Source organism: Ruminococcus sp. 8Y-12 (assembly GCF_058119865.1).
The window spans coordinates 2,454,567-2,466,974 of record NZ_CM176623.1 but is presented as its reverse complement, the minus strand read 5'-3'; the positions used below and the strand labels follow the sequence as shown (position 1 = coordinate 2,466,974).

Sequence of the window (12,408 nt, the reverse complement as noted above, 5' to 3'; positions counted from 1 at the left end):
ACTATGCAATTTTGCTCTTTGCCAACTCTGCTAAGGTTGCAAATCCCTCTGCGTCATTTACTGCCATATCTGCCAGCACTTTTCTGTTCATCTCAACGCCTGCCAGCTTCAGTCCATACATAAATCTGCTGTAGGATAAACCGTTGATGCGCGCTGCAGCGTTAATACGTGCGATCCAGAGCTGTCTGAACTGACGCTTTCTCTCTTTTCTTCCTGAATAAGCGCTTGTGAGAGCTCTCATTACAGACTGTTTTGCCACTCTGTACTGTTTGGAGCGGGCATCTCTATATCCCTTTGCCAGCTTTAATGTTCTGTTATGTTTTTTTCTAGCGTTCATTCCGCCTTTAATTCTTGCCATGTCTTAATCCTCCTTCGCCTGATCTTATAAATACGGTAAAATCTTCTTCATATTCTTGAAGTTACTAGCATCCACAATTGCCGGTTTTCTCAGGTTTCTCTTTCTCTTTGTGGATTTCTTTGTTAAGATATGGCTCTTATAAGCTTTATTTCTCTTTAATTTTCCTGTACCTGTCTTTTTAAAACGTTTTGCAGCTGCTCTGCTTGTTTTGATCTTTGGCATTGTATATGTTCCTCCTTATTTTTCATTTTCTATTTTAACTATCTCAACGTCTTTAGGAACGTTTCTCAGTTAAAAACATCATAATGCTTCTGCCTTCCACTTTTGCAGGCTTATCAACCACTGCGATGTCTTTCAATTGCTCTGCAAAATCATCCAGGATGTGACGGCTTGCATGCATATGGGCCATCTCACGGCCGCGGAAGCGAAGTGTCACCTTCACTTTATTGCCCTTCTGGATAAACTTTCTTGCAGCGCCAACTTTGGTATTCAAATCGTTTGAGTCAATATTTGGGGAAAGGCGGATCTCCTTTACCTCTATGACCTTCTGTTTTTTCTTTGCTTCTTTCTCTTTTCTGGCCAGTTCGTAACGGTACTTACCATAGTCGATAATTTTACAAACCGGGGGTTTTGCTGTGGGAGCGATCTTTACGAGATCCAGTTCTGCCTCCTGGGCGATTTTCATTGCCTCTCTTGTAGACATAATTCCTAGCTGCTCTCCGTTTTCTCCAACCAAACGGATTTCTCTGTCTCTGATCTGCTCGTTAATCATTAATTCACTAATAGCTGTGCACCTCCATAAATGCTTGAAATAACTCACTGTTCCCTCTATAATACCGCTCTGTGCATATGCTGCACACCCGGCAAAAAAAGGTGGATAGTCAGACTATCCACCCATAATATCTCCATAGAAAATATAATATCTACGTATCATATTAACCAATAGTCGCCTGCTTGCGCTATGGTGAGAGTGGATACTCTGCTTTGTTGTCTCAATAACCTTTGTTACTTTACCACAGATTTCAGCCTGCGTCAACTATTATTTTTACTTCCTTTTTCTGTCCTTTGTTCTTCAGCAGCCTCACGTAGTCGCTCCTCTTTCCTTTCGGAACATAAATGACTGCCGTTTTATAGATTCCTTTAAATGCTTTACTCCCAACAATCTTTAATTTCTTAGTCCTCAGAGTCACTGTTTTTAATTTAGAGGCTCCAAAAAACGCCTGCCTGCCAATCCGAGTCACATTACTTCCTACTGTCACCTTTTTAAGTTTTCGGTATTTATAAAATGCTTTTTCTTTCACTGCTGTTACTTTGCATTTTATGTTCATTAATGTCACGGTGGACGGAATATTTACTCTTGTAACACTCTTTTTAGCTGCTCCTACAACAGAAACCGTTTCTTTTCCCTCCCCTATAGTTGTTACTTTATACTTTAAGCCGCCTTTCGTGATTATTTCATTCTTTTTCAATGGGGAATCTGCCGGTTTTTCCACAATCTTTTCCACCACTTTCTCAATTACTTTCTCAATTACCTTTTCTTCCACTACAATCTTTTCCCGGATCTTTTCTCTAAGCCCTGCTGCAGCCAGAATCAGATTTGCGGATGCCTGATTCACTGCGTCTTGGGTTGCATCTTCTTCCCTCAGCAATGCCTCCGCCTTCTGGATGGATTCTATAAGTGGAGAAAGACTTTCCTCTGTATATAATGTGAAATCCAGTCCACCATATTCCTCACAGAGAATCTCCAACATAAAAGTGTCCGCAAATACTTCCTGAACCGCCTTCTCTAAGTTCACCATAGACACTAACATTTCTTTCTGGACCCGCTCAAGTTCTCTGCCCGTTGGTTTCTCATCATTTAAAACCTCTGCTACTGCTTTCATTGCCAGCTGCAGCTTTTCTACACTCTCTTTGGTATATCCGGATAAGTCCATCTGTGTCACAGTTTCATAAAATGCACTAAGAGTTGAGGTATCCGTTGATAATTCTATCAGACCTTTAACTGCCATCTGTAAATTAAATAAGGCTTCCTCAATTTTATTTTGATCGGACACTTTATTTTCCACAATACTTCTGGCTTTCTCCTTCTTAAGCTGAAGCAGATTCCAATCCTCCTCCGTATAGTTGTCCGGTTGATATCCCTCTATTTCTGTAATGCAGTCCCTCAAAGCATTTTTATCCAAATATTTAAAATTCAAACAGTAGAAATAGTTTTTATCTTCTGACGGAGATGGCATATCAAATTCCGCTTCCTGATTTAATTCAGATGAAAAATAGCCTCCAAATAAATATTCTACCTGTTTTCCTGTAGTAAACGGTTTTTCTTTAAAGGAGTGGAACCAGGAGTCTTTTGAGTTTAGATGATAAATACCAGCAATCACGTAAGTACCCTGATTGATCGTCACCGGTTCTTTTAATGTAGCGTAACAATAACCGTTTTGGTCAGATACTGTTCCCTTTGTGACGAATCCCTCCGCCACCATTTCCCCGTTTTCCTGATTCCAAATAGCGATTTGAGACTCCGCATTGCTGAATACACCATCTTTATTCTGATCATAAAATCCCAGTGCTGAAATTGTGATTGGGTTTCTTACCTTGAAATTATATCCCATGACATAACTCCTTTTTAAGGTACTTCCATTCTCAATTGTGGCTTCCTTTAAATCACAGAGTAGTGCGGCGTAACCGTTGGAGTCCACCAAAACCTGCAGGTCCACAGATGCCTTAACAGACTCGTCTGCTTTACTGGTGGCTGTGACTGTTGCTGTTCCATATGAGATCCCTTTGATCATCCCGGAATCCTGCACAGACAGAACGTCCGGATTGCTGCTCTCCCAGATAACTTCTTGATTTGTCACCTGTTCCGGCGTAAAGGTGACAGCTAGTTTTTTCTCTTCCTGTGTCTGAAGTGTACCGTCACCTATACCGGTAATGTATATACTTTCTGGACGTTTTTCTTTTACCAACACTGTAACACTATCTTTTTTCCCTGGTATAAGCAGCGATTCTGCTGTAATCACAGTGCTTCCCTCAGCAACTGCTGTAATCACACCCTTTTGATTTACAGTGGCAATTCCAGGTTCCGAACTGCTCCATTTTATTAGCCCACCGGCTGTTTCCGGCTCTACAATTACTTTTGCCTGAATTGTCCCATTGACATAAAGTTCTTTCTCTTCCAGCTCAATGTGGATTTTTTCTACTTCCCCAAGAGAATGGCTGTTCTCAGTAATCTGGTAGGTTTCTCCTGCAACAGTTTTAAAATGGAATAATAATTCTCCCGTATTTTCTGTCATCTGCATCTCTGCATCCACTGTGTTACCGCTTGAATCTCTGATAACCACCCCATTCTCCCAAGGAGATACCAGATTTACGTCATTTCCTTTTTGACTTGTCAAATTAATATATGACACTTTTTGCGTAGCTGCATTGTATTCAGAAGATACCAGAAAAGCCCCTTTTGCTCTTAGATCCACAAATTTAGCACTAGTATTTTTTGCCCATGACGGAAAGAGTCTCATTTCTTCATTTTCATTTTGCAAAAGCATGGAATTGACAGCCTCGATAGTTCCAAAAGACTCAATTCCGTGAGCGCCGCCATTGTTGCAGGTCAGATTTTCTCTCCATATCGTCTGTATGGTTGTGTCCAGCCTCTGCAAAAGATAGTCTCCATCTAAACCAAGTCTGGCCCCAATCGTAAAAGATTTAGGAAATCCATTGTAGCCTCCGCCCCGATAATATGGATTCAGGGGATTCAGATAGTTAAAGGTATCCTTCGCCAATTTCAGTTCGTCCGAATTGGAAGATAAGCTAATATTTTCAGCAGGGTGTACCAATCCTTCCAGAATTACCGGTTGGTTTCCTTCATAAATATAACTTCCCCAAGGACAGTTAGAGGCTTTGATCTGATCATAATTATCTGAATAATATCCGGAAACCACCACTTCCTTATCATGATCAAATCCCTGTTCTGCTAACATCTGTTTTGCAATAGCTGCATTTTCACTGGTAGGATATGGAGAGAGATTCTCCAGTACCTCCCGGATCTGGGGGATCATGTCCAAATTTTCTCCCAGATATTCGCTCATCTCCTGAAATGCCTTAAAATGGGATTTTACATAACCAATATCAAGTACCGGATTAATATCATAACTACTGCTTGCATTTAGCTCATTATTGGCACTATTTTCAACCCAATACTTCCCGTCCTCCTTTTTTACCAGAAAGTCCAGGTAAAATTCTACAGTTTGTTTGATGGAAGGGTACACATATTTTTTAAGCGTCTCTTCATTCCGCTGGTACATCCACTCCCAAATCAGAGCCTGGGTGTAAAGCATTACATTTGACTTCTGGTCTGTAGGCAGTTTTGACGGATTTTTCGTACCTGCCACCGCTTTTGGACTTTTTTTGTTGTAGTAATGATAAACCGGTGTAATGGAGCGTTCAAACTGAACCCCCTGATATCCTGCGCTGGCTGCCTTGTTCTGGGCATCTGTCAGCCGGGCAACACACTCTTCATAATACGGTTCCATCAATTCTCCACGGTTGGCGGAATAGATCCCGTAATAAGGAGCCTCATAATTATAGTTAGTGTACCCCCGTCCATAGGAACTGCAGGTATCATTCGTTTGCCATACTCCCATCATGGATGCGGGGACATTTGGCTGATCCGCACCTTTACCGGTTTGACGCATGGTACACCCCAGCCCATACAGCGCTCCAAAATAATAACGCTGCAATACATCGTCATCAATATCTACATAGGACTTCTGCCAATAGTTTTTCCACCATGCAAGATGTTCCTCATGCATGGCATCCACATCTGTTTCTTCCACAGACGTAATTCTGGTAAATGCCTGTTCCTTTAGCTCATCCAGGGGCATGACTGCAATTCCATTCCCATCGGTAAATCCGCTGCTGGAATGCGCATAAGTCAAAATCTGGGCTGTCTCCCCCGGATGCAGTGATAAAATCTGACTGTTCTCAACCACTTCACTCTCACCCTTTAGTACGCGAACCACAGTGGCTGTTTTAGATTTATAAGTGTTTCCGCTTTCTCTTGTAAGGTAAATCAAATTCTCTGAGGTTCCAGTTTTGGGACTATAACCTTTTGGAGATGTGAGAAGCAGCTTTAGTTTTAACTGCTCTGCTGCTGTTTCATCCAATGTCACATTCGTGATCAGATAATTTCTGTCATCTGCAACCCAGGATTTAAAAGTAACCCACTCACCATTAAATTCCTGCCTGCTTCTGACCTCTGCATTTAAGATATCCTGTTCATGATAGTATTCCCCTGATTCCCTCTCTGGTACTACCACATTTTTCCCCTTATAGTAGAGGTTGATATCACTGATTCTGGCATTTGTCATATCGTTTTCAAAATGTTTACTTGCTGCGTCCGGATGAACCGGAGTCGTTATGAACATTCTCAGATGCTTAGCAGTTACTGGAGTTTCAAAGGTGAACGCATTTACACTCTCTGTATTTCCGTTCACTTCCTGAATCGAGTTCCAGGTACTCCCATCATCCGATATCTGCAGTTCATAATCGTAAGTGTTGTACATGGTTTCATCCGGAAAGTTCACCCCATTATGTTTAATCTCAATTTTGTCAAATGTAAACGCATCTTCTCTGGAAATAGAAACCCACTTGTCATGCGGAATTGTCTTGCCATCCACACGGATTGCCTGTGTATCGGAGCGCCACATAGTAACTTCATTATCATCAAAAGCCTTCTGTGCAGAACCGTGAAAGCCACTGCCATCTGAGTTGTTATACCGAAAACCAGCCGCCTTCTGTTCTTCCTCATGAATCACTGATTTTCCCTGATATGAAAAATCTACTTCTGAAATTCTGGCCGTGGCCCTGTCATTCTCTACTTTTGCTGTTTCCGCTCCGGGCTGTACTGGTTTTGTAATATAAATCCGAAAATATCTGGATTTCACTGGTTGATCCAAATTGCGGTCCACCTGATAGTCTTCATTATCTGTAATGGTATCAATATCTATCCAGTTCTCCTTGTCCTCACTGATCTGAAGGCTGAAATTCCTTGTGTTATAGCGGACGTTATGTACTCCTTCCTCATTTACGTCCATATATCCCCGGTGCGTGGAACTCCAGCAGTCAATCGTCACATCTTTCCCAAAATCAAATAACAGCCATTTATCCCCCGGCTTATCGCTCTGGGCATTGGTGATCCAATACGTGAGAGGATTCCCGTCGATTACAGCATTTACCCCTTTTGATTCACTTTTTTTCTCGTCATTGGCGGTGATTTTTAATTCTTTCTTTTCTGCTGGTGTAATTTGAAGCTGAGCATTCATAATCTTCTGGTTCTTGCTGCTATCCCATACATCCTGTCCGGACAAATAGAAACTCTGTTCATCTTCACGGGCGTCTGAGACAACCCCAAACTTTCCATTCCCGAGCAGCATTCCGTCAGTAAAAGCATTGGATTCCACCAGATTTTTCTCAGGTGCCTCTGTATAACGCCCTACAATTCCCGACAGAATCTCTTGCACCTCTTCCCAGTTGTCCTTTTCGGGCTGTGATGCCCTCACTTGAATTGCTTCCGTTGAAAGCCCTGAAGCTGTCACTATAACCGTAAGCATTGATGCAATAAACCTCTTTACTTTTTTTCTCAAATACATATCCCTGCTCCCTTCTATTTACGTTCTGCATCATGTGTATCCCCCCAAAATTTTTCAGGGGTCTTTTGCTTATTTTATTATACCAAACAGTCTTTTTTTGATAATGCACAATCATGAACTCTTGTGTGGACTTTTCTGATCTTTCCTATAATTTCACAGATATTAGATATTTGGAGCAAACAGACAAAAGAAAAGGGGCGAAAATCCCACAAGATCCCGCCCTTTTCCATAACTTATGAATATCAAAACCTTTTACTCCATACCATCTGCCTGTTTACTCACGCTATCTTGACCGAAAAAAAGCTGTGCTATAGAGGAATCCGCGGGGAGCACCACCGTCTTATTTCCGCCTGTCATGGATTTTTTAAGCGCATCCAAACTTCTCACATAGGCGTAAAAATCGGTCTTGCTTTCATCTGCATAAGCTTCTGAGAGGATTCGCATATACTGCGCCTCACCTTCAGCCACCAGGATTTCCGCCTTCTTCTCTGCCTCCGAGATCTGGATCGCCACTTCTTTGTCTGTGGTGTTTCGAATCACCTTCGCCTCTGAATTACCTTCCGCGGTGTAGGTGGCTGCTATATTGCTGCGCTCAGAGATCATCCGCTCATACACAGCCGCCTTGTTATCCTCCGGCAGATCCAGCTGTTTTGTGTCAAAACTGATCAGTTCAATTCCGTACTGCCCCAGGTTTCCTCCAATGTTTTCAATCACCTTTTTTGACAATTCCCCATCTCTGCTGGTGATCACCTCATCCTGCCCCATGCTGCTGATCACATTTTTCGTGGCATTATACACAGAGGTATTGATCCTGCTCTCCGCATTGGTGACAGAAGAGTTTAGTGTCTGGGCAAATTTCAGCGGATCGCTGATCTTCCATAGTACATAGCTGTCACTGATCATAGTCTTCTTGTCTTTGGTAATCACATCGGACGGAACCAGATCATAGATCAGAGTCTCCCTGGGCAGGGTATCTGCAGTCTGCAGAAATGGAATCTTGATACTCAGCCCTTCTTTATCTATGACGCGGTTTACCTTTCCAAACTGACGGATTAGTTTATACTCGTTTTTATTGGTCACAACCACTGAGGACAACAGGGTCACCACCGCTGCCGCTGCCGCCAGACATACCACTACCTTTTTTATCTTCATATTTGTACTCTCCTCTCCTACTCCTGTGCATCTGTCTGAGCCTGAGTTTCTCCACCCTGGGCCCCTGCTTTCCCTTCAGTTTCACTCTGTCCTGTCTCTTGTTCCGCATCCGCGTCCTTGCCTTTGCTGTCTTCTTCCGTTCCGTTACCTGCAAACGGTTCCAAAGGCAACATCTTCTGTACGCCATCCCCGCTGTCAATGATCAGTTTAACTCCCGGAAGCACATTCTCCATTGTCTCATAGAACATTCTCTGTTTTGTTACTGCCGGATTTTTCTCGTACTCCGCATACAGTGCATTAAAACGGGCAACCTGGGCCTGCGCCTCATTGATCCTGGTCTGTTTTCTGGCCTCCGCATCCTTGATGATCTGATCCACCTTTGCCTCTGCCTCCGGTAGCTTTTCGTTGCGGTATTTGTTGGCGTTGTTCAGGGCTGTCTCCTTCCCCTGCTTTGCTGTTTCCACCATCTTAAAAGCTTTCATGACCTCTGCTGTGGGCGGCTCTGAGTCCTGAATCGTGATATTCACCAACTGGATTCCAATGTCTTGTTCCTCCAACTTGGCGGTAATCATCTCTTTGATCCTGGCCTGGATCTCACCCTTTCCAGTGGTCAGCACATCATCCACCCCGTAGCTCCCGATGACAGTCCTTATGCTACCCTGAGAAATATTCCTCAGGATATCTTCCGGCTGCCTGGAGGCGTACAGATATTGGACTGGTTCCGCAATCCGGTACTCCACAAAAAAATCCACGTTGATAAAATTGTAATCCTTGGTGATCATGATGCTCTCATCATCGATTGTCTGATTCTCCTCCACAGTATATCCAATGGGAAATCCCTGAATGGTGGTATTCACCTTTTTCACTCTCTGAATCACAGGGATCTTAAAATGCAGTCCTGTACTCTGCACTGCCTTGGGCTGTCCGAAGGTCACAAGCACTGCTTGCTCCTGCTCCTGTATCTGATAAAAGGAATCGTAGATCAGCCCTGCTGCTATGATCACTCCCACTGCAGCCAGCCCTATTTTTTTCATCCTGCCCGACCGCTTCTTTGCCTCTTCGAAATAATCCTCATTACGGTTTCTCCTCAGTTTCCACATAATGGTCCTCCTGTTTTTTCTTCTTACCATGCCTGATTGTATCATTTTGGACCCCATAAAAGTGGCAGTCCTATCCTTGTTTCAGCGAATGTGCACGCTCCGCTCAAGGTTGAAAGAAAAGGATTCTCCGCCTGCGGCGGGGCTGCCCCGGCAGCCATCTTCCACTCCGCCGCAGTGCGATCCCGCCCGGAGGGCTCTTTATATCATAGGGAATTCCGAAGGACTTTCCTATGATATAAAAAAAAGACCTTTACCCCAGTTGCCTGGAATAAAAGTCTTGCTGTTCACTTACATGATGCGGATATCGCTATCGTTCTGACGCCTTCATGTACCATCTCATTAATTAAAAAACGATGGCAGCTACTCCCTTTTCTTTGACAAAATATTATCACACTCTCACTTAAAATGCAAGCAAAATCGTAGAACTTTTACATTTCCTGAATGTTCTTGACATAGTTGGTGATTATAGATGAAGGCTTTCCTGTAGATGCTGCACTGCAGTACAAGAAAAAAATAGGCAAAGACATCTTAAAAGACATCTTTGCCTGTCGCACCCCCACGCGGGGATTTCTGGTGTAAAATAGCATCTGTGCTAAATATTGTAAATAATTTTTACTGTTGATCAAAAGTACCGCACTCTGTCTGCTCACAGTGACAGGCAGCAGCGCCGGTAATGCCGATCTTGTCCGCATGACATTTACAGTCTTCGTTGTACTTACATCTGCATGCTTCGCAGTCTACATCAATGTGCTGGGAAGGAGTTCCCATAGAGCTCTTTGCACCCTCACTGGTACGCTCTTTGAAGCTTGCACAGCAGGTCTCCTGGGGAGTGCTTGCGCTCTCGCCGCCCACCTTGATGTCACCCTTACTGCAGTACATTCCGTCGTTATATACGCATTTCTGCGCGGCACAAACTAATAATGGCATGATACTACCTCCTTTTTATTTAGTCAGGATAGTATCTGCCATTATTGTGAAAACTATTCTTCTGTTTCGATTTTTCTAATTTCTTTTTTTACGATTTCTTCTGTGATGTCCTGTATAAATGCATCTAAAGTTTTCTGACCTTCATCACCCGCAAAACGGCTTCTCACAGACACTAGGCCTTCTTCTTCCTCTTTTGCTCCCACAACCAGCATATAGGGAACCTTTGCAAGTCTGGCTTCGCGGATTTTATATCCAATCTTCTCACTTCGGTTGTCAATCTCTGCACGGATTTTGCTATCCTGCAGCTGCTTCTCTACTTTTTTAGCGTAGTCCATGTATTTCTCGGAAATGGGAAGCACACGCACCTGTTCCGGCGCCAGCCAAGTGGGGAATGCACCGGCAAAGTGTTCAATCAGGATACCAATGAACCGTTCAATGGAGCCAAAGGCCACCCGGTGAATCATGATGGGTCTGTGTTTCTCCCCGTCAGCTCCTGTGTATTCCAGGTTAAACCTCAAGGGCAGCTGGAAATCCAGCTGAATGGTTCCGCACTGCCAGGTCCTTCCAATGGAATCCTCCAGGTGGAAATCAATTTTGGGACCGTAGAAAGCGCCATCCCCTTCATTCACAACATAGTTGAGCCCAAGGTCATCCAGGGCACCCCTGAGCGCCTCTGTGGCCATCTCCCAGTCCTCATCGCTTCCCATGCTGTCCTCAGGTCTGGTGGACAGCTCCACATGATACTTAAAGCCAAAGAGATTGTAAACCTCATCAATCAGGCGTGCCACCCCTTTGATCTCATCGCGGATCTGCTCCGGCATCATAAAAATATGGGCATCGTCTTGGGTAAAGCAGCGAACTCTCATGAGTCCGTGCAGCTGTCCGGACTTCTCATGTCTATGCACCAGACCCAGCTCACCAAGACGCAGCGGCAGATCCCGGTAAGAGCGGGGCTCTGCCTGGTATACCAAGATTCCGCCTGGACAGTTCATGGGCTTGATTGCATAGTCCTGCTCATCGATTACAGTAGTGTACATATTGTCTTTGTAGTGATCCCAGTGGCCGGATGTCTCCCATAGCGTTCTATTTAAAATGATCGGGGAAGCAATCTCCTGGTAACCGTTTTCTCTGTGGATTTCATGCCAGTAATCCAGCAGTGTATTTTTCAGCACCATACCTTTTGGCAAAAAGAATGGGAATCCGGGACCCGCATCGTGCATCATAAACAAACCCAGCTCCCGCCCTAATTTTCTGTGGTCGCGCTTTTTGGCCTCCTCCAGCATCGTCAGGTATTCCTCCAGCTCTGCTTTTTTGCCAAACGCCGTACCATAGATTCTGGTGAGCATCTTGTTGTGTTCATCACCTCTCCAATAAGCCCCCGCCAGGCTTGTGAGTTTGAAAGCTTTTACAGGCTTTGTACTCATAAGGTGGGGACCTGCGCACAGATCAACAAACTCTCCCTGCTGATAAAAGCTGATCTCGGCATCTTCTGGCAGATCCTCGATCAGTTCTACCTTGTACGGCTCCTGACGCTCTTTCATATAGGCAATGGCCTCTTCCCTGGGTTTTGTAAAGCGCTCAATCGGCAGTGCCTCCTTGATGATCTTTTTCATCTCCGCCTCAATCTTCTCCAGATCCTGTGCAGTAAACGGAGTCTCTCGGTCCAGATCATAGTAAAATCCATCCGCAATGGACGGCCCGATCGCCAGCTTTGTATCCGGATACAAGCGCTTTACCGCCTGCGCCATAATATGGGATACCGTATGGCGGTAAGCAGCCAGACCGCTGGGGTCTGAGGCAGTGCAGATATTCAGTCCGCAGTCCTTGTCAATCACAGTGCGCAGATCCACAATTTCCCCGTCCACTTCCCCTGCGCATGCCATGCGCGCAAGTCCCTCACTGATATCCCTGGCTATCTCATACACGGACATAGCCTGGGCATATTCTTTTTTACTTCCATCTTTTAAAGTAATAATCATGCCATTTCTCCTCTTCTCGTGATATTTATAGCTGTTTGGCCCTTTCGGTCGTACACAGTAGAACTCTTTGTACTACAAAAAGCCCCTCTCTGCACAAATGTACAGAAAGGGGCGATATTTACCGCGGTTCCACCCTAGTTTAGCCCTGTTGGGCTTCTCATTGGACGATAACGGAGTCACCGGGCCGGATTGGGGCCACTCAGAGGTAGTCTTCAGATGTTTCCCATATAGGATGCTTCCACCAA

At 44.3% G+C, this 12,408-nt stretch carries 8 protein-coding genes and 1 other annotated feature (1 of these 9 cut by a window edge); all 8 genes read right to left on the bottom strand.

Going from position 1 to position 12,408, the window contains the following annotated elements; translation table 11 throughout:
• Position 1: 1 nt before the first annotated feature.
• The gene (rplT, locus tag AC0THY_RS09080) at positions 2-358 is read right to left on the bottom strand and encodes a 50S ribosomal protein L20 (protein ID WP_489994107.1); all 357 of its coding nucleotides are present in this window, start codon (positions 356-358) and stop codon (positions 2-4) included.
• 24 nt (positions 359-382) lie between these two features.
• The gene (gene rpmI, locus AC0THY_RS09075) at positions 383-580 is read right to left on the bottom strand and encodes a 50S ribosomal protein L35 (RefSeq protein ID WP_489994106.1); all 198 of its coding nucleotides are present in this window, start codon (positions 578-580) and stop codon (positions 383-385) included.
• A 52-nt stretch (positions 581-632) separates the two neighbouring features.
• A complete protein-coding gene (gene infC / locus AC0THY_RS09070; protein ID WP_489994105.1) occupies positions 633-1,130 on the bottom strand; it encodes a translation initiation factor IF-3 in 498 nt (165 codons plus the stop codon).
• Between the two features lie 250 nt (positions 1,131-1,380).
• Entirely contained in the window at positions 1,381-7,005 is a 5,625-nt protein-coding gene (locus AC0THY_RS09065) for a discoidin domain-containing protein (RefSeq protein WP_489994104.1), read from the bottom strand.
• Between the two features lie 252 nt (positions 7,006-7,257).
• Positions 7,258-8,157, bottom strand: a complete 900-nt coding sequence (gene hflC / locus AC0THY_RS09060) for a protease modulator HflC (protein ID WP_489994103.1) — start codon at positions 8,155-8,157, stop codon at positions 7,258-7,260.
• A 17-nt stretch (positions 8,158-8,174) separates the two neighbouring features.
• Positions 8,175-9,257 carry an FtsH protease activity modulator HflK gene (hflK, locus tag AC0THY_RS09055; RefSeq protein ID WP_489994102.1) on the bottom strand — a complete coding sequence of 361 codons (1,083 nt, stop codon included), beginning with the start codon at positions 9,255-9,257 and terminating at the stop codon, positions 8,175-8,177.
• Between the two features lie 612 nt (positions 9,258-9,869).
• Positions 9,870-10,184: a DUF1540 domain-containing protein gene (locus tag AC0THY_RS09050; RefSeq protein WP_489994101.1), complete on the bottom strand. Its 315-nt coding sequence runs from the start codon at positions 10,182-10,184 to the stop codon at positions 9,870-9,872.
• A gap of 53 nt (positions 10,185-10,237) precedes the next feature.
• Positions 10,238-12,163, bottom strand: a complete 1,926-nt coding sequence (gene thrS / locus AC0THY_RS09045) for a threonine--tRNA ligase (RefSeq protein WP_489994100.1) — start codon at positions 12,161-12,163, stop codon at positions 10,238-10,240.
• 104 nt (positions 12,164-12,267) lie between these two features.
• Positions 12,268-12,408 (bottom strand) — a binding site (T-box leader); it runs 54 nt beyond the window's last position.

Coding starts and splice junctions, on each gene's coding strand:
- AC0THY_RS09050 (WP_489994101.1), bottom strand. CDS start 10,184: ATGCCATTATTAGTTTGTGCCGCGCAGAAATGCGTATATAACGACGGA.
- infC (WP_489994105.1), bottom strand. CDS start 1,130: ATGATTAACGAGCAGATCAGAGACAGAGAAATCCGTTTGGTTGGAGAA.
- thrS (WP_489994100.1), bottom strand. CDS start 12,163: ATGATTATTACTTTAAAAGATGGAAGTAAAAAAGAATATGCCCAGGCT.
- hflC (WP_489994103.1), bottom strand. CDS start 8,157: ATGAAGATAAAAAAGGTAGTGGTATGTCTGGCGGCAGCGGCAGCGGTG.
- AC0THY_RS09065 (WP_489994104.1), bottom strand. CDS start 7,005: ATGTATTTGAGAAAAAAAGTAAAGAGGTTTATTGCATCAATGCTTACG.
- hflK (WP_489994102.1), bottom strand. CDS start 9,257: ATGTGGAAACTGAGGAGAAACCGTAATGAGGATTATTTCGAAGAGGCA.
- rpmI (WP_489994106.1), bottom strand. CDS start 580: ATGCCAAAGATCAAAACAAGCAGAGCAGCTGCAAAACGTTTTAAAAAG.
- rplT (WP_489994107.1), bottom strand. CDS start 358: ATGGCAAGAATTAAAGGCGGAATGAACGCTAGAAAAAAACATAACAGA.